The following is an 18,875-nucleotide window of genomic DNA, read 5'->3' as shown; positions in this document are numbered from 1 at the left end:
CCGCAGAAGGTCCGAACAATGCGCTTTATTCAAGAAAATCTTTAAGACGTTTACTGCGGCTTGGGTGACGCAGTTTACGGAGTGCCTTTGCTTCGATCTGACGAATCCGCTCGCGTGTAACGCCGAATACTTTACCAACCTCTTCCAATGTCCTTGTCCGACCATCATCTAATCCGAAACGTAGTCGTAACACATTCTCCTCACGCTCGGTTAACGTATCAAGAACATCTTCGAGTTGTTCTTTAAGCAATTCATATGCTGCAGCATCTGCTGGAGCTAATGCCTCTTGGTCCTCAATGAAATCACCTAAATGCGAATCATCTTCTTCCCCGATTGGCGTCTCGAGTGAGACAGGCTCTTGAGCAATTTTCATAATCTCACGAACTTTATCGGTACTGAGTTCCATTTCAGCAGCAATTTCTTCTGGTGTCGGTTCGCGTCCTAACTCTTGGAGTAATTGACGGGAAACCCGGATCAACTTATTAATCGTCTCAACCATGTGAACCGGAATACGAATCGTTCTGGCTTGGTCTGCAATCGCACGCGTAATCGCTTGACGAATCCACCACGTTGCATACGTACTGAACTTAAATCCTTTACCATGGTCGAACTTCTCAACAGCTTTAATAAGACCCATATTGCCCTCTTGAATCAAATCGAGGAACAACATGCCGCGGCCCACATAACGCTTCGCAATACTCACGACGAGACGCAAGTTCGCTTCAGCTAGTCTCCGCTTCGCCTCTTCATCCCCATTCTCGATTCGAATCGCGAGTTCAACCTCATCATCTGCGGATAAAAGCGGTACACGACCAATCTCCTTCAAATACATCCGAACAGGATCGTTGATCTTAATACCCGGCGGGAGTGTTAAGTCATCATCGAAATTAAATTCATCATGATCATGATCACGTTCTCGATCGTCGGATCCTCGCATGCTCATATCTTCGTCTGTCTCATTGTTAATCTCAATACCATGGTCAGCAAGCTGCTCGAAGAATTCATCCATTTGCTCCGGATCTTGGTCAAAAGGTGAGAGCTTCTCCATAATATCTTTGTAACTAAGGGTAGATCTCTTCTTACCGATTTCAATGAGTTGTTCTTTTACTTGGTCTAATGTCAATTCTGTTTCTAGTTCAGTATGTTGATCATTCGCCATAATTCGACTCCCTCCTCCCTAGAAACTGCGTTGGTGCATCATTTCAGGTCTCTCTCTAGGGCTATAATCTCAATTCCAAGCTGTGCAGCACGCGAAGAATCACCAGCACGCACCGCCTCTAACACTTCTTCTTTCTTCCGTTTAATTTCAAGCTGCTTGGGTACCTTATGAATTTCCCGAATATAATCGTCAAGCACTTGAGTATTAAAGTCCATCGGGACTTCCATCATGGAGATCGATATTGCAATCTTCTCCAACCGGTCGTCTGACAAAGAAGCAATAAAGCGGCTAATATCTGGTTCTTTACCTTGCGCATAGTATGCATATAGATAAGCAGCAAGCGCTGCATGATCCTCTACGTTAAATTCATATCCGAGACGTTCTTCTACATAACGAGTCACATCCAAATCCTGCAGCATCATCGCGAGCAATGTGCGTTCTGCATTATGAAATGCTGGCAGTAAGTTTGGTGGTTCCGTTACGCGTTTTTCATTCATAACATTATTCCACCAATTGTCGTTATTATCCCCAACTGGTTTCTTTTTTTGCAAGGCGATTCGAAATTCATTACATTCCTGCTTGAGTGTCTCATAATCAAAGATTGGGAACTGTGCTGCAAGATCTTTCAAGTACACTTCACGTTCCGTTGGTGACTGCAACTCCGCGATCAATTTGGTCGCTTCTCGTACATACCGCTGTTTTCCACCGTCTTCTAGCAGTATATGGCTTTTTTTCAGATATATAAGCTTAAATTTCGTTGGAGCAACAGCTGATTCAATGATTTGATGACGGAAACGCTCTTTACCCTGTGTTTTTATGTATTCATCAGGATCCATTCGATCAGGCAGGATCGCGACGGATACTCGGAAATCCGCTTGTTCGAGCATCGGAATGGCTTTCATTGCCGCTGCTTGTCCAGCATCATCCCCGTCATAACAGATGACGATTTCTTCCGCTTGCGTCTTGAGCTGATTCAAATGTTCGGTTGTTAGTGCCGTCCCCATGGTTGCTATTCCGTTCGTGACGCCAGCATCCCAAGATTGAATAACATCCGCATATCCTTCGAATAACACAATTTGATTCTGTTTGCGAATCGAAGATTTCGCATGATTCAAATTGTACAACACACGGCTTTTGTTAAAGAGCATTGTTTCTGGAGAATTTAAATATTTGGGTTGACCATCATGCATGATCCTACCGGCAAAAGCAATGACTTTACCGTTGCGATCCCAAATCGGAAACATGATACGGTCCCGGAACCGATCCACATACCCGGAACCATCGGAGCGAGGTGATAATAATCCGCCTTTCTCCATCTCCGAGAGATCAAACCCTCTTTTCGTCAGGAATTGAGACAACGTATCCCAACGATTCGGTGCATAACCAATCTGAAATTGGTCAATTAGTTTATCCGTAAATCCACGGCCACGCAAATATTCCATTGCGGGTTGACCATGATCCGAATTTTTAAGCAGAAAGTGATACAACATAGCAGTTAATTCATGAGCCTTCAGCAAATCCTCACGCCGCTGATTACGTGGGGAGTGCTCTAGTTGAGCGTTCCATTGGATCGGAATCTCCGCATCTTCGGCAAGCATTCGCACAGCTTCAGGAAATGAATATCCTTCAATTTCCATAATGAATTTAATTGCATTTCCGCCTTTACCGCAGCCATAACAATGAAAAATCTGTTTCACAGGCGTAACCGTAAATGACGGTGTTTTCTCGGAATGAAAAGGACAGAGTCCCTTCATATACTTCCCTTGTTTCGTTAGATGAACATATTTGCCGACGGTATCGACGATATCATGATGCCGCAGCACCGTCTCAATAACGTCCTCCGGAATGTTGCCATTACCGGTACTCATCACAACCACCTTCATCCATACGTAATATTTATTCGCTATTCCAGCACATTCTCCTGCAAGTTCTTTAAAACTTTTGTCAGTTTGTGTTGAAAAATTTGTCGATCCTCATCTGTGAAGGGTTTAGGGCCCTTGCTATGCTTACCGCTTCGGCGTTGTTTGGCTTGCGTATGCCTGCGATCCAGCAGGAAATCAATCGTCTCATCCGTATATTGCTGACCCCGTGGCGATAAGACAATTCCTCGCTTGGCAAGGCCGATCGTCGCAAGACCAAAATCTTGGGTCACGAGAATATCCTTCGCTTGAATTCGATTGGCAATATAGAGATCAACAGATTGATCCGATCGATCGACTTGGACAATTTCAACGCCTTCTGCCGGCTGCAGTCGATGATCAAATGAAGCGACCATCAAGACGGGAACCGAGAATACCTTTGCAACTTGAGTGATTTCTTGTTTCACTGGGCATGCATCTGCATCCACTACGATTCGATACGATGTCATTGCGATGTAAGACCACCTGATTCATAAAAATAATATGAAGAAAGAGAACTTACATTCTCCTCCCTCATATTATATACGATAGAGATTTAAAAAATCCTGCTCAAAGCGACAACTTATCTTTAAGCCCACACAATTTTGGAGAAATCAGCAAATAACTTCAAATCTTCTGCAATGGCATGCAGCTGCGCCAAGCGATTCGCACGAACTTCCGTATCTTCAGCCATCACCATGACTTTATCGAAATAAGCAGTGATCACATTTTGAAGATTACTTAGCTGTTCAAGAGCAGACACCATGTCTCCAGCCTGCAGCGCCTCGTGATATTTTGCATGAACCGATTGATGTTGATCATACAAATCTTGCTCAACCGATTCTACAAATTTCGAAGCTTGGATCGCAAAGGATTCTGCTTTGGATGCCAGGTTGGATACGCGGTTGAACGACTCGACGGTAACTTTGAACTCCGATTGCTCTGACACAACCTTCATCAATTGCGTTCCACGCGCTACTACCGACACAAGATGATCGAATCCACTAGCCATGACGGCATCCACGACATCGTAACGAACTTTGTCTGTAAACACGTTCTTCACGCGCAGCGAGAAGAATTCACATAAGTCTATACGTATTTCATCACGGTTTCGTTTCAACAATTGTGCAGAATCATGAATATCCATCGCCATATCGAACAATTCTGTGAGACCGATTGGCAGCTTGTGATCTAAAATGATTTGGACGATACCTGCGGCTTGACGGCGCAAGGCATATGGATCTGCCGAACCAGTCGGAATAATGCCAATCGAGAAGCAGCCTACGATCGTATCCATTTTATCCGCAATACTGACAATCGCTCCGATAAGTGACGCTGGCGAATTGTCGCCTGAGAACCGCGGTTGATAATGTTCATTAATCGCTGCCGCAACTTGTACAGGCTCTCCCGCTTTACGCGCATAATCTTCACCCATCACACCTTGCAATTCAGGAAATTCATAGACCATTTGCGTGACAAGATCGAATTTACAAATATCCGCGGTACGGCTAACAAGTTTGGAAGTGTCCGAATCGGTATGCAGACGCGCCGCAAGCTGATCCGAAATCGCGCGAATACGACGGACTTTATCACCAACCGTTCCAAGCTCCTCATGAAATACGATCGTCTCCAATTTCGCAAGAGCATCCGCGATCGGGAAGTTCTGATCTTCGTCATAGAAGAATTTCGCGTCAGACAGACGGGCACGCAGTACTTTCTCATTCCCTTTCGCCACGGTATCGATCGCATGACGATCGCCGTTACGAACGGTAACAAAGAACGGCAGCAGTTGGCCAGCTGCATCCAGCACTGGGAAATATCGCTGATGTTCGCGCATCGATGTGATAAGCACCTCTTGCGGAATTTCCAAGAATGAAGGATCGAACGTACCGAACAAAACACTCGGATACTCGACAAGGAACAAGACTTCTTCTAACAAGTCTTCCTTGATCGCAATCTTCCATTGCTTCTCATCAGCAAGCGCATTGATCTGGTTCAAAATTAATTGCTCACGTTCTGCTAGATCAGCAATGACAAATTGCTCACGCAGTTTAGCGACATATTCCGATGGTGAAGAAACAACCGTCTCTTGACCTAAGAAGCGATGTCCACGCGTGACATTCCCTGCCGCAACACCACAAATCTCAAGCGGAATAATCTCAGAGCCGAATAACGCAACCATCCAGCGAATTGGACGAACAAATTTAAAATCGTAAGCGCCCCAGCGCATATTTTTCGGAAAGTTCATCGACGAAATGCAATGCATGAGCCCTTCGGACAGAACGGAAGCAGTCTCTACACCAGCGCTGCTCTTATTCGCATAGATATATTCAACGCCGCCAAGTTCTTTGAAGTAGAATTGCTCTGGATCAACACCTTGACTGCGTGCAAATCCTAATGCCGCTTTACTCCAATTGCCGCTCTCGTCTTTAGCGATTTTACGCGATGGACCCTTAACTTCCTCATTAATATCCTGTTGCTTCTCAGCCACTTGATGAATGAGTACGGCAATACGTCTTGGCGTCGCATAAGCTTCGACTTGACCAAATTCAACCCGAGCCTCAGTCAGCCATTTGACAAGACGATCCTTCAACTGATCCATACTATTACGAAGGAAACGGGCCGGGACTTCTTCCATCCCAATTTCGAGCAATAATTCTCTAGTCATTCTACACCTCTCCTTTCTTAAGCATTGGGAAACCTAGCTTCTCACGCTCTGCTAAATATGTCGCAGCAATTTGACGCGATAGGTTACGAACACGCGTAATATATCCTGTACGTTCCGTTACGCTGATCGCCCCGCGTGCATCGAGCAAGTTAAATGTATGGGAACATTTCAACACATAATCATAAGCCGGGAATACCAGGTTCTGATCCATCGTCTTGCGCGCTTCTTCCTCATAGGTATTGAACAATTGGAACAACATAGGCACATCAGAAGTCTCAAACGTATATTTGGAATGCTCATATTCAGGCTGTAAGAATACATCTCCGTATGTAATTCCGTCAACCCATTCCAATTCGAACACATTTTCTTTCGCTTGAATATAAGAAGCAAGTCGTTCTAAACCGTACGTAATCTCAACGGCAACCGGATTAGTCTCGATCCCGCCAACTTGTTGGAAATACGTAAATTGTGTAACTTCCATCCCGTCGAGCCATACTTCCCAACCGAGTCCCCAAGCGCCTAGACCTGGATGCTCCCAGTTATCTTCAACGAACCGAATGTCGTGCTCGAGTGGGTCAACGCCAAGACGTTTCAAGCTTTCAAGATACAGCTCTTGAATATTGTCCGGCGATGGCTTCATAATGACTTGGAATTGATGATGCTGATAGAGACGGTTCGGGTTCTCCCCATAACGTCCGTCTGCTGGGCGGCGGGAAGGTTCAACGTATGCAACGTTCCACGGCTCAGGACCGATGCTGCGCAAGAAAGTCATTGGATTCAGCGTTCCGGCACCTTTCTCCACATCATAAGGCTGAACAACGACACAGTTCTGCTCGGCCCAGAAATTTTGCAGGGTCAGAATAATCTGTTGAAAATTCATTTTCCATACTCCTTTTCTTCTCTGTAATGGTTTCTGTACAACAAAAAACTCTCATCGCTATGCCTGTTGTACAGACATAGGGACGAGAGTATATTTCCCGCGGTTCCACCCTACTTGATCAATAATCTTGATCCGCTTTTCATACCATGTGGTTTGACTCGGAGTGCCTTTCATTCGTTATGATGGATCGGGCTCTCACCATCCCCGACTCGCTAAACCAAACCCAAACGAACTACTCTTTCCGACCACTTATAAAGTTTCTTCAAAAAACACATAACTTAATTTATTATAGCGCTAAATGTTGTATTTGTCCATCTGATCCAGAAAGTTCTGTGATTTAAGATGAAGACCCATATGCATATCCATGAATGAACGCATGCACTGCTTCATCTGCGCCTTCGTCTCAGGCTTGACTGAAATATTCCCTAACCGCCGCATATCCATCCGATCGAACAACCGAAGCAGCTTAAGCGTGCCTTCTGAAATCATGATCGCTGCGGGATCCCGGTTCTGGCAATGAAGACATAACGTGCCACCGAGTCGACTGCTGAATAACATCGGGGCATCATCGCGACCGCAGGATACGCAGGTCTGAAGCTCCGGATGATAACCTGCTGCCTGCAGCATCTTCATCTCGAATAAATGCGTTGTAATTTGCGGATCTTTGCCTTGCTCAAGTGCGGTTAAACAAGCATTTAACTGCTCGAATAGGTACGCTCCGACTTCGCCTGCTTCAATCCCACGATCCAATAATTCCGCGACATAGGATGCATAAGCCGCCAAATGAAGCTGTTCACGCAAAACATGGTGAGATTCTAGAATCTCACCTTGATTCAAAGTCCCGAGCTGTCCGGTCTTGAAATACACGAACTCCCCGTACGTAAATAACTGTGTCATTGCGGCATGCCGGCTTTTTACTTTCTTCGCACCGCGCACAAGAACGCCGACTTTGCCACTTGTTTTCGTGCAGAGTGTGATGATTTTGTTCCCCTCACCGTAGTCCATGCTGCGGATGACAATGCCTTCCACCCTATATAGCATGTATTATCCCCCATGATTACTCAATTAATTACCTAAAGGCGTCGTTATTCAACGGCTTCGTCTAGAATGATTTCTTCTACATCTTCTTGCTTCGCTTCGATGTGTTGATTATTTACTTGGTTGTACAGCAAATACGCATCGACATCCCCCGTCATTGCAAAATACTTCCACGAAAAATCTCGCATTCGTATTCATCCTTTCTGTTCGGAAGTGACTATGCTCTCCTTCATAGGATGTACGAAACACGTAGAACTATCCTGCAAAATGACGGTAAGCGAGACTCCTAATCTTGGAATATTCTCTGCGACTTAAGCGTCATGACGGAAACCGAGATCCTTCAAGATCCGCTCCTGATTCCGCCAATCCTTCTTCACTTTTACCCACAACTCCAAGAAAATTCTTGATCCCAGCAAGTTCTCAATGTCTTTGCGCGCTTGTTTGCCAACTTCCTTCAGCAGCGCACCCTGCTTGCCGATTACGATCCCCTTCTGCGAATCGCGCTCGACATAAATGACCGCCATAATATTTACAACACCATTCTCCTGCACCTTCATATCTTCGATGGCCACGGCAATGGAGTGAGGAATCTCTTCCCGCGTCAGATGAAGAATTTTCTCGCGAATCAGCTCTGCGATAACGAATTGCTCCGGATGGTCCGTTACCTGATCGTCTGGATAGTACTGCGGCCCCTCCGGCAAATATTTTGAGATTTGCTCGAGCAGTGTATTGACATTATTCCCGTTCATCGCCGAGATCGGTACGATTTCTGCGAATGGATACAAATCCTTATAAGCAACGATAATCGGTAGCAGCGCTTCTGGCTCAACGCGGTCAATCTTATTCAAGACCAGAAATACCGGTGTCTTGATACGCTTGAGTTGCTCGATAATATAGCGATCCCCACCGCCAAGACCTTCGGCAACATCCACAAGGAACAGAACCGCTTCAACTTCATTCAGCGTATTGAGCGCGACGGTATTCATGTAATCGCCGAGCTTCGACTGACGTTTGTGAATCCCCGGCGTATCCAAGAAGACGATTTGGCTATCATTCGACGTATAGACACCGTGAATTTTGTTCCGAGTGGTCTGCGGCTTATCCGACATAATCGCAATTTTCTGACCAATGACCTGATTCATAAGGGTTGATTTACCTACGTTCGGCCGTCCGATGATCGCGACGAAGCCGGATTTAAATTGTTTTGACTTTTGCATGGAAATACTCCAATCCGTATTATAAATTATGAATGATCTAAACTCCGTGAATCGAACGCGCCCGGCAATAACTCGCCAACGGTCGTCTGCGTCCAATCTCCTTTAACGTTCCCCATAAACACGGGCATATCACGATCGCACAACTCCACTAAAACTTGACGACACACGCCGCATGGCGTAATTGGTGTGTCCGTATCGCCGATCACAGCAATCGCCTTGAAGCTGCCCAGCGAATGTCCGTCTGCAATGGCTCTGAACAACGCTGTCCGTTCCGCGCAGTTCGTCGGACCATACGCTGCATTTTCCACATTGCAGCCCAGATGTATGTGTCCTTGGCTGTCGAGGAGGGCAGCGCCCACCTGGAACTTCGAGTAAGGCGCGTAGGCTTGTAATCTTGCGTTTGCCGCCTGTTCCAATAATTTAGGACCATCGATTTGCATCGTTCATCGCTCCTTAGAATAACGTCTCCATCCATTTCAGCACAGGGGAATAAAAGATGATCACCCCGATAATGACGGCAAAAACCGCAGTGACGAGTACGGCACCTGCGGCTATGTCTTTGGCAGCTTTAGCAAGCGGATGAATTTCTTCTGTCGCTAAATCGACCGCATACTCAATCGCCGTATTCATTAACTCCGCCCCAATAACGAGGGCCATGGTGATCAGAAGTACCAACCACTCCATCTTTGAGATGGAGAAGAAGAATCCCGCCGCAGTAACGAGTAAGGAAGCCATCAGATGAATCGGCATATGAGGCTCCGTACGAACTGCGCGAGCAATACCTGAGAACGCCGCGACGAACGGATGAATTGCAACCCGTCGCTTTTTCATTATCTCGTCAGTCCCGCTTGGCGGAGCACGGCTTCCTGTTTGCCCATCATTTCCTGCTCGCTTGCCTCATCTTGGTGATCATAACCGAGCAGATGCAGGAATCCATGTACGAATAGAAATCCGATTTCGCGTTCTAAGGAATGGCCGTATTCTTCACTTTGCGCACGCGCGCGTGTCACAGAGATAATAATATCCCCGAACGTATCGGTAATAGCTGACATCTCATCCTCTGAATCCACTTCATAGATGATATCGAGTTCTTCATCTTTTTCTTCATGCATAGCGAAGGAAAGCACATCGGTAGGCCGATCAATCCCGCGATAATCGCGGTTCAGCTGATGGATTTGTTCATCGTCAACGAAGGTTAACTCCACTTCTCCCTCCGTAACGCCTTCCATTTCTGCAGCAAGCTGCAATAGTTGATTCAATTGCGCAATCAGTGATTCTGAGATTGGCAATTCCTCTTGTTCATTATTCCACTCTAAATGCAAACTCATGAACGACACCTCTATGATTTTGTTTTGGCCTTGACATCTTCCGGGTACTCGATCCGGGAATGGAATATCCCCATCACGGTCTCCTTCAGAGAGTGTGCCACTGTGTCCAACTCTTTCATCGTTAGATCACACTCGTTATATTGCTGATCGTCTAGACGGTCTTTGACGATTTTGGAGATTAAGGTCTCAATTTGATCCACCGTTGGGTTACGCAAAGAGCGTACCGCGGCTTCGACACAGTCTGAAATCCCGACAATCGCGGATTCTTTGGACTGCGCTTTGGGCCCAGGATAACGGAAATCATCCTCGGTAAAGTCTGGTTCGATCCCTTGTTCTTCGGCTTGCTTCAACGCTTTATGATAGAAATACTTCAAAAAGGTTGTTCCATGATGCTGCTCCGCAATATCACGAATTGGCTTCGGAATTTTGTAATCCTTGAGCATTTCAACCCCATCGCGCGGATGCGCCGTAATAATGGATTTACTAAGCTTCGGATCAATCGAATCATGAGGATTCTCAATGTTCGTCTGATTCTCTATGAAATAACTTGGGCGCTTCGTCTTGCCGATATCGTGATAAAACGATCCCACGCGGCAGAGCAGTCCATTCGCACCGATCGATTCTGCTGCTGCTTCCGACAAGTTACCTACCATGACGCTATGATGATATGTCCCTGGCGTCTCCGTCAATAATTTACGCAGTAACGGATGGTTCGGATTCGACAACTCGACGAGCTTCAGGGCTGACAGAATGCCAAAGGTCACTTCGAAGAAGGGCATTAAGCCAATAACGAGCACCGCCGTAAGCAGACCGCTTGCAAAGGCGAACCCTATCGCGTAGAGCACATCGCGCTGCGCGAACGAATCACCGTTCAGCATGGTGAGCATCGCGACCGTTAACGCGCCGAACAGACAGATCATAATTCCCGCCTTCAAGATCGTCGAACGCTGGCTGGCGCGATGGATCGCAAATACCGAGGCAAAGGACATCACGGCTGTAACGAAGCCGAACTGAAAATCAAAGATTTGACCTTGTCCCACATTAAAAATAATGCTCGCGATGACACTGAAGATAAATGCGCAAATATAAGCTAGTGATAAATCAATCAGCAACGTTACGAGCATAACCCCCATCGCCACCGGCGCAATGAAACCGATATAAGGCACCTCTTTGGACTGTGCCAGACTGACGATTTGCATGGCAATGATATTTAAGAAAAAGATCAGGACGAGCATCAGCAGCTGTGCATTATGGAATTTGAAATTCCCGCCGCCAGCTTGTCTGATGAACATGAAGAGCACGAGCGACAGCAATATCGAGAGAATAAGCACACCAAATTGCGGCCAATAGTTCACTTCATTCTTAAGCAATTCGAGCTCGTCCAGCAGCTGATACGTCTCTTGGGTAATCACTTCCCCTTTATGAACGACGATATCCCCTTGCTTAATGAAGATGGTCTGTGTATTCTCACGTGCTTGTACCTTCGCATCTCTCGTCTTATCTTCATCGAAGAATTTGTTTGGTGTGAGCGAGAATCTCGCAAGCTCCTGTACGACCTCGCGCTGTGCGCGTTTGTTCAGGGAACTCGTATTGACGAGCTCCGCCACTTTGGCACGCACCGACTCTGCATCCGTGATCTGATCATTCATTAACTTCGTGACAATATCGCGCGCAACAGGTTTAATCTGGGCAATATCGTCCGCCGTCAACCTTGCAATCTTGATATAGGTCTCTTCCGGAATCCGGTATTCCTGCTCGCTGACCTTCGATCGCATCTCTTCGAGCAGCTTGCTCGTGAAATTCGAACGATTATTGTTCATGAAGCTTGTAATATACTGTTGATGAATATCCGGAATCGCCGTGCGATAAATCCCTACTTTCTCGGTAAAAGAAACCGCATCGTCTTGATTCAGACTCTCAATCCGAGCAATCATCTGCTCCGTAATCTCTTGGTTACGCAGCGGAATAATCGTATAGATCGGTTGAACTCGCTCTGCGGCTTGCTCCTGCGCCTTAAGTGTCGCTTTGTTGTTCGCGACCTGCGTCGGTGCAAGAATCTGCTTGTCGCTTGGCAAGCCGACCTGAATGTTATATTTCTCCGGCACCAAGTGAGAAGCCAAGCTAAAATAAAAAAGAAGCGTTAAAAACAAAAACAGAAGAAAGCGTACGCCGACGCTGTACTTCCATCCTGTCATTTTATATTGAAATGTAGTCCCCAACACAGAGGAAAGTTTTTTTTGGAACATAGAGACAGTCCTCTCTATTCATGTTTTTCGGAATCCTTCTGATATGCGACGATAATTTTCTGTACTAAGGAATGACGAACAACATCTTGCTCCGCAAAATGTACAAATCCGATCTCTTCGATATCCCGAAGTATTGTAGCCGCTTCGATGAGTCCCGATTTTTTGCCCCGTGGCAAATCGATTTGCGTGACATCACCGGTGATGACCATCTTCGAGCCGAACCCCAGGCGCGTCAAGAACATTTTCATCTGTTCCGGTGTCGTGTTCTGAGCCTCGTCCAAAATAATAAAGGAATCGTCTAGGGTCCGACCACGCATATAAGCAAGCGGTGCAATTTCAATCAATCCACGTTCAAGCGCCTTCGCCGTCTGTTCCGGTCCCATGACATCGTACAACGCATCATAGAGCGGACGCAAGTAAGGATCGACCTTCTCCTGCAAATCCCCCGGCAAGAACCCTAGATTCTCGCCAGCTTCGACAGCTGGTCGCGTGAGCACAATTCGCTTCACGGTACCTTCCTTAAGCGCAGCTACCGCAAGCACGACAGCAAGATAGGTCTTCCCCGTACCCGCAGGTCCAACGCCGAAGACCACATCTCTCTTCTTGATGGTTGTCACATAATGCTTCTGTCCAATCGTCTTCACACGAATTGGCTTCCCGCGGAAGGTCGTCGTGATCTCGCCTTTGTATAAATCTAACAGCTGATCGGCCCGCATATCCTTCGCAAGATCACAGGCGTAGAGTACATCTCGATCTGTCAAAATATAACCGTTACGAACCAACTGCAGCAAAACTTGAAACAACTGCTCCAAGGAATCCACCTCGCGGCGTCCCCCGCTGACGACAATTTCCGCTTCACGCGAACCAATTTGCGCGTCAATCTGCTCTTCAATAATTTTCAAAAATTTATCCTGTGGACCAAATAACGACAGCCCCTCAGAAGGATTATGTAGCGGTATTTTTACGGTGTATAAGTGTTGTTCAGGCAATAATCCCAGTCTCCTTATTGATGGATAATCGGTAATTCCTCCGCAATCCACTGCTCCACTTCAAAATGTATGTTCAAATAAACTTTACCATTCTTGACCTCTTGATGCAAAATATTTTCATCTCGGATTTGTGCCCCTGGCCCATTTTTGGCAAGCGCGTCAGATTTTGCATGTTCAATGGCGATTTTTCTGGCATCTTCTTCCGTTATATTGCGCTCGATCTCATGAACCTCCATTAATTTCTCCGTCATCCACCCAACCGGAAGTTTATAAGGTCCAACTTGAGCGTCGCTGCGCTCGGTGATAATCTCGTATTTCTCATAAGGCACTTTACCGTAACCGCTCACTTGCAAGGCGCGATTGCCCGTAATGAGATAGTTTCGTTTTTCAAACGCACCTGTATACGTACGTTCCCTCTGAAGCAAAGGTACAGAGACCTGATATTCATGCCATACGAGCCCTTTGACCTTGCCTTTTGCGACGACTGCTTGCGGGTTCTGGTCTGAGCCAACAATTCCTGAAATGAGAATAGTTCCTTTCTTAACCCGTGTATTCTTCCGCACTTTCGCCCGGCCTTGTTCGGTGAAAATCTCCGTCACCACCGCATCTGCCTTTGCTACCAAATGCCTCGGATTCATAAGCTGCTTCGCTTCTGGTTTCGTGGATTCCGCCACATGGATCGTAATATTCGCTCCACGTTTCTCTACCCCCACCCAGGAGACGCCGGGAAGCCGATGTGTCAGCTGTCTAGAGAGCTCTTCTTGATTCTTGAGACGGAACGACCACTGGAACACGTAGATCCCCTCCGCGCTCGCTGCCTTGCGAATCTCGTCCTCTGTAACATTCACATTTCCTTGCACATCGATCTTCCAGACCAAGTTAGACAGCAAGTACAATCCGATAAAAAAGAGAAAAAAGCCTGCGATGAATGCTTTGCGGCGGCTCATCTTGTGCAGAGCAAAAGGTAGTCCATAACGTGCTTCCACATGCACGCGACAGCTTGTCTGCCGTAAAAGCGGACGAATGCGAAAAAAGTCCGACAGCAAGATCTTCATCCGTATCCCTTGACCAGGAAGATGACGCATGTCCCAAATTTCGACATGCTTACTCGCGGCAAGATTGACGAACTGTTCACACCGTTCGCCGCGAATCGTAATTTTGACGTAGCCTCGAATAAAAGCAGTAGGTCCGTTCAATTAGATCCCTCCGTTCGCATATATTGAATCCCTAATATTTTTCCTTCCACGATGACTTCATCAGGCCAAATCGCTCGAATCACAAGACCGCTGCCTGTCAATTCAAGCTCCCCGATGCTAATCGATAGGTTCAGTCGTTCATCCGAAAAATGAAGCACACCACGATGATTCTCAATATGCACCTGAGCATTCCCAATCATCGTCACCCGAGGCAGGTCAAATAAGACGTCTTGTGGTAGATCCAATAATTCAGCAGTCATCTTCCGAATTTTGCGAGCAAAACGACGCATCCTTGGTGTGCCCCCCTTGCATTTATTGCATTGTGATGCAGCTATCGCACATCATGAGTCATCCAATTATGAGATGTACTTTACAAAATATGCAGGGTGCGAGCCATTTATGAGGGAAGCGCAAAAAACCGTTCTCTGTGAGAACGGCGGGGCTTGGATGCGAGCACGGTGGGATCATGTTGTTCACGCTGGGGAGGGGTGTCTCCCTCCAGTCGGCTCTTGTCCGCCCTTTGCACGGATAAGATTAGAAGGCTGCAAAGGGCTTCCAAAGGCCGAACGTAGACTCTTCCGAGAGACACCCCTCCTAGCGGTTGCATGATCCAAGCGTCACACAAGCGGGTTCCACCGTTCTCAAGGAGAACGGTTTGATGGAGGGGAGAACAGAACACCCCACCGTTCATGAACGATGGGGTGTGGTTGGTGACGGTAGAGAGCTACCGTCTGCCGTATGGACGCTTGGCACGCGGAGGACCTAATATTTCGGCCCACATCAAGCCTTTGGCCAACTCCTCACGTGATACACCCGATTCGAACGCATCGGCCGTGTGAAGGGCATTTGAAGGCTCTGGTTCCATTTTAAACTGAGGTCTTACACTTGCAGTCACCGAATTAGGTCTAATCGGCTCTACCGACTCAGAAACCGGAGCGCTGAATGGAGAGTAAGAAGGCTGCATCATCGGAGCAGGGGAATCTGCCCCTTCCTCATCGTATAAATCACGAGTGGGCCTATCCTGCCGTTCAACTTCCGTCGTCTGCGAAGGCGAATCCGGAGCACCGAACGGCTTATCTCCGCCGAAGGATGGCATCCGATTTTTCCCCGATTTGCTGCTTGCAATGAGCTTACCCACGATACCAATCAGAATGACCGCAAGGATTGGAGACTGTACGAAAAATTGAACGATCTTCTCAATCAATTCGGATATATTCATAGGCTATTTTCCGTCTTTCATGTCGCCTGTGCCCGTCTCACCGGACTTCCCGATGGTTCCGCGCATTTGCGTATCGGCTTCGATATTTTTCAAATTCATATAATCCATTACACCTAAATGTCCTGTGCGAAGTGCGTCAGCCAGAGCAAGCGGTACCTGGGATTCGGATTCGACGACGCGAGCTTTCATCTCGACCACAAGCGCCTTCATCTCTTGTTCCTGCGCTACCGCCATTGCACGGCGTTCCTCTGCTTTCGCTTGCGCAATGCGTTTGTCCGCTTCGGCTTGTTCTGTCTGCAAATGAGCACCGATGTTCTTACCTACATCAACGTCCGCAATATCAATAGACAAGATCTCGAACGCCGTACCTGCATCCAGACCTTTGCCAAGTACGGTACGGGAGATCATATCTGGATTCTCAAGCACGTCTTTATGCGATCCGCTCGAACCTACCGTCGTTACAATCCCTTCACCAACACGCGCAATGATTGTCTCTTCACCCGCACCACCGACAAGGCGATCCAAGTTCGTACGTACCGTAACACGCGCCTTAACTTTAACCTCAATCCCGTCTTTCGCTACAGCTGCAACAGTCGGTGTCTCAATAACACGCGGGTTAACACTCATCTGTACAGCTTGCAAGACGTCACGACCAGCCAGGTCGATCGCCGCAGCGCGTTCGAACTCAAGCGGAATATTCGCACGTTGTGCTGCGATTAGCGCGTTAACGACACGGTCAACGTTACCACCAGCAAGATAGTGACTCTCAAGCTGATTGATCGTAAGCCCAAGACCGGCCTTCGTCGCCTTAATTAACGGATTGACGATCCGGCTAGGCGTAACCCGGCGCAGACGCATCGCAACAAGGGTAATAATTCCTACGCGCACACCCGAAGCAAGCGCCGAAATCCACAACATAATCGGGAAGAAACTTAAGAACACCGAGAGTACGATAATAACAACAACAGCAATTAACAGAAAACTAATCAACGTTGGATCCATTTAAAGCGTTACCTCCACAAAATTTATTTTTCGATCTCACGAACGATAATTCGAGTCCCATCAATTCGCGTAACAACCACTTTACGATGCGCATCCACAAAGGTACCATCCGTGACCACATCGATACGTTCCTCGCCAATCTGAACCGCACCAGAAGGACGAAGCGGCGTTAGGCTCACACCCTCTTGATGCAACAATTCCAAGTGGGATTCCGCAGAGACATAGCCTTCTTCGGCTGTTAATCGATCCTTCAGAATGAACCGATTCCATATCCCTCGATGCTTGAATATTCTCGCAACTATGATGACAACAATCACAGCCGCCACAAAAGCAATCCCCAAGGATACGAGTGCACTCGATGTATCAAATGCAGCCATCACGACGCTAGCAATCAAGGACCCTGAACCTAGTATACCTAATATTCCAAAGCTTGGCACAAACAACTCTAGAACAAGCAAGATGATCCCTAAGACGAACAAGACAAGCGACTCCTGCTCCGCAAATCCAGCCACATAGTTACCGAAGAAGTAGAGCCCAAAGCCAAGCAGCCCGATGATCCCTGGGATACCAAAGCCAGGAACGATTAATTCAATCGTTACCCCCGCGATGCCAAGGAATAATAACAACGTCGAGACCACAGGACTCGTAAGCCAGCCTGCCAGCTTCTCCATCCATGATTGTTCAACTTGTACGAGCTGGTAATCTGAGATCCCCGTAAATTGTACGGCTTCATCCATCGACTTCACAATGCGATCCGCATAACCAACAGCTAGTGCATCTTGCGCAGATAGAGAGATAATCTCACCTTGCTTCTTCACTCGAGAAATCGCCTTCATATCAACGACAAGATCCTTATCCACCATCCCTGCCGCTATATCTGCATTACGCTTATTCGCTTGCGCAGCTGCAACCATCACGCTAGACCAAGCCGCTGTGTACTTCGGATTGTCTACCGGTCTGCCTAAGGAATCAACAATGGATGCAGCGCCAATCATACTCCCGTCAGCCATTACAATCTGATCTGCACAGAGCGAAATGTAACTGCCGGCTGAAGCCGCTTCTCCCTTGATATAAGCAAGCGTCGGGATCTTCGATTCTAAGATTAACTTCCCAATCTCCATCGCATTACCGAGCACGCCGCCCGGTGTATTGACTTCAAGGACGATGAGAGAAGCCTGAGCTTCTTCCGCCTTTTCAAACGATCGTTCTAGAAATCGCTGCAGTCCCGATTCAATCTCATGCGCAACAGGAATGACATAGACAAGCTGTTTCCCTGCCGCCGCTGCGTGACCTTTGTCTGGAATCCCCCCAAGCACCGCGCCCGATATGGCCGCAATGCTAATCACCATTAACAATCCATAAGATATAAAATGTTTCCAGAAATGACGCAATCTGTTTCCCCCTTTCTCTGTCAAATATCGTCAAAGACTGATACTAGTTATACGTAGATGAAGATTTTTCGTTTCAAGAAAATCAATCGCAGCCGTTGTAACCGTCCGTAGCAGTAATTTTGTGCATATTAAAAAGACTGCCGACAACATTGTTGCCGGCAGTCTAAAACATTCCACATACGTAGGATGTTTAGGTTTATTGCAGAAACTGTGATACCGCTTGGTTCACTATTTTACCGTCAGCGCGCCCTTTTACCTTCGGCATTAGAGCACTCATAACCTTACCCATATCGGCTTTAGAAGAAGCACCGGTTTCCTGGATGGTCTGCTGTACAATCACTTTAATCTCTTCTTCAGTAAGCTGGACAGGTAGGTACTGACCAATCAATTCGATTTCTGCTTTTAAGTTTGTGGCGAGGTCGTCACGACCTGCCTTAGTAAATTCTTGGAGGGAATCTTTTCGCTGTTTGATTTCACGACCTAGAATTTCAAGCACTTCTTCGTCATTCAAAGTTCTTTTCAAATCTATTTCAAGATTCTTAATCGCCGAGCGAACCATTCGAATGGTGGAGAGTTTGAACTTGTCTTGACTTTTCATCGCTTGCTTCATATCTTCGTTCAATCGTTCGCTTAAATTCATTGGT

The 18,875-nt window shown here is 47.0% G+C and carries 19 protein-coding genes; all 19 read right to left on the bottom strand.

Annotated elements, in window-relative coordinates; translation table 11 throughout:
* Positions 1-25: 25 nt before the first annotated feature.
* The 19 genes from rpoD to GCU39_RS02975 all read right to left on the bottom strand — a co-directional run bounded on the left by rpoD (position 26) and on the right by GCU39_RS02975 (position 18,871).
* Positions 26-1,159, bottom strand: coding sequence for an RNA polymerase sigma factor RpoD (gene rpoD, locus GCU39_RS03065; RefSeq protein ID WP_152392162.1), 1,134 nt, complete (start codon positions 1,157-1,159; stop codon positions 26-28).
* Between the two features lie 38 nt (positions 1,160-1,197).
* Positions 1,198-3,027 (bottom strand): DNA primase, encoded by a 1,830-nt coding sequence (gene dnaG / locus GCU39_RS03060; protein WP_152392161.1) that lies wholly within the window; start codon positions 3,025-3,027, stop codon positions 1,198-1,200.
* Between the two features lie 35 nt (positions 3,028-3,062).
* Positions 3,063-3,527: a YaiI/YqxD family protein gene (locus GCU39_RS03055; RefSeq protein ID WP_193726744.1), complete on the bottom strand. Its 465-nt coding sequence runs from the start codon at positions 3,525-3,527 to the stop codon at positions 3,063-3,065.
* Positions 3,528-3,646: 119 nt separating this feature from the next.
* A complete protein-coding gene (gene glyS, locus GCU39_RS03050) occupies positions 3,647-5,725 on the bottom strand; it encodes a glycine--tRNA ligase subunit beta (RefSeq protein ID WP_152392160.1) in 2,079 nt (692 codons plus the stop codon).
* A 1-nt stretch (position 5,726) separates the two neighbouring features.
* The gene (gene glyQ, locus GCU39_RS03045) at positions 5,727-6,605 is read right to left on the bottom strand and encodes a glycine--tRNA ligase subunit alpha (RefSeq protein ID WP_152392159.1); all 879 of its coding nucleotides are present in this window, start codon (positions 6,603-6,605) and stop codon (positions 5,727-5,729) included.
* 294 nt (positions 6,606-6,899) lie between these two features.
* Positions 6,900-7,646, bottom strand: a complete 747-nt coding sequence (gene recO, locus GCU39_RS03040; protein WP_152392158.1) for a DNA repair protein RecO — start codon at positions 7,644-7,646, stop codon at positions 6,900-6,902.
* Positions 7,647-7,690: 44 nt separating this feature from the next.
* Positions 7,691-7,831 carry a YqzL family protein gene (locus GCU39_RS03035; protein WP_152392157.1) on the bottom strand — a complete coding sequence of 47 codons (141 nt, stop codon included), beginning with the start codon at positions 7,829-7,831 and terminating at the stop codon, positions 7,691-7,693.
* A 123-nt stretch (positions 7,832-7,954) separates the two neighbouring features.
* Positions 7,955-8,860: a GTPase Era gene (gene era / locus GCU39_RS03030; RefSeq protein ID WP_152392156.1), complete on the bottom strand. Its 906-nt coding sequence runs from the start codon at positions 8,858-8,860 to the stop codon at positions 7,955-7,957.
* Between the two features lie 26 nt (positions 8,861-8,886).
* The gene (cdd, locus tag GCU39_RS03025; protein WP_407671630.1) at positions 8,887-9,300 is read right to left on the bottom strand and encodes a cytidine deaminase; all 414 of its coding nucleotides are present in this window, start codon (positions 9,298-9,300) and stop codon (positions 8,887-8,889) included.
* A 13-nt stretch (positions 9,301-9,313) separates the two neighbouring features.
* Positions 9,314-9,691, bottom strand: coding sequence for a diacylglycerol kinase family protein (locus GCU39_RS03020; RefSeq protein ID WP_152392155.1), 378 nt, complete (start codon positions 9,689-9,691; stop codon positions 9,314-9,316).
* Positions 9,691-10,188 carry an rRNA maturation RNase YbeY gene (ybeY, locus tag GCU39_RS03015; protein ID WP_152392154.1) on the bottom strand — a complete coding sequence of 166 codons (498 nt, stop codon included), beginning with the start codon at positions 10,186-10,188 and terminating at the stop codon, positions 9,691-9,693. The genes GCU39_RS03020 and ybeY overlap by 1 nt, the downstream gene beginning before the upstream one ends.
* 11 nt (positions 10,189-10,199) lie before the next feature.
* Positions 10,200-12,434 carry an HD family phosphohydrolase gene (locus tag GCU39_RS03010; protein ID WP_152392153.1) on the bottom strand — a complete coding sequence of 745 codons (2,235 nt, stop codon included), beginning with the start codon at positions 12,432-12,434 and terminating at the stop codon, positions 10,200-10,202.
* Positions 12,435-12,448: 14 nt separating this feature from the next.
* Complete coding sequence (locus tag GCU39_RS03005) at positions 12,449-13,423, bottom strand: PhoH family protein (RefSeq protein ID WP_152392152.1); 975 nt, start codon at positions 13,421-13,423, stop codon at positions 12,449-12,451.
* Between the two features lie 14 nt (positions 13,424-13,437).
* Positions 13,438-14,619 carry a sporulation protein YqfD gene (yqfD, locus tag GCU39_RS03000; RefSeq protein WP_152392151.1) on the bottom strand — a complete coding sequence of 394 codons (1,182 nt, stop codon included), beginning with the start codon at positions 14,617-14,619 and terminating at the stop codon, positions 13,438-13,440.
* Complete coding sequence (yqfC, locus tag GCU39_RS02995; RefSeq protein WP_152392150.1) at positions 14,616-14,909, bottom strand: sporulation protein YqfC; 294 nt, start codon at positions 14,907-14,909, stop codon at positions 14,616-14,618. Before yqfC ends, yqfD begins: the two co-directional genes overlap by 4 nt.
* A gap of 434 nt (positions 14,910-15,343) precedes the next feature.
* Positions 15,344-15,838 carry a hypothetical protein gene (locus GCU39_RS02990; RefSeq protein WP_152392149.1) on the bottom strand — a complete coding sequence of 165 codons (495 nt, stop codon included), beginning with the start codon at positions 15,836-15,838 and terminating at the stop codon, positions 15,344-15,346.
* 3 nt (positions 15,839-15,841) lie between these two features.
* Positions 15,842-16,840 (bottom strand): flotillin-like protein FloA, encoded by a 999-nt coding sequence (gene floA / locus GCU39_RS02985; protein ID WP_152392148.1) that lies wholly within the window; start codon positions 16,838-16,840, stop codon positions 15,842-15,844.
* 23 nt (positions 16,841-16,863) lie between these two features.
* A complete protein-coding gene (locus GCU39_RS02980) occupies positions 16,864-18,231 on the bottom strand; it encodes an NfeD family protein (RefSeq protein ID WP_152392147.1) in 1,368 nt (455 codons plus the stop codon).
* A 196-nt stretch (positions 18,232-18,427) separates the two neighbouring features.
* Positions 18,428-18,871 carry a GatB/YqeY domain-containing protein gene (locus GCU39_RS02975; RefSeq protein ID WP_152392146.1) on the bottom strand — a complete coding sequence of 148 codons (444 nt, stop codon included), beginning with the start codon at positions 18,869-18,871 and terminating at the stop codon, positions 18,428-18,430.
* Between the last annotated feature and the right edge of the window lie 4 nt (positions 18,872-18,875).

The organism is Paenibacillus guangzhouensis (assembly GCF_009363075.1).
Classification (GTDB): Bacteria; Bacillota; Bacilli; order Paenibacillales; family Paenibacillaceae; genus Paenibacillus_K; species Paenibacillus_K guangzhouensis.
This window is presented reverse-complemented; position numbering and strand designations above follow the sequence as displayed.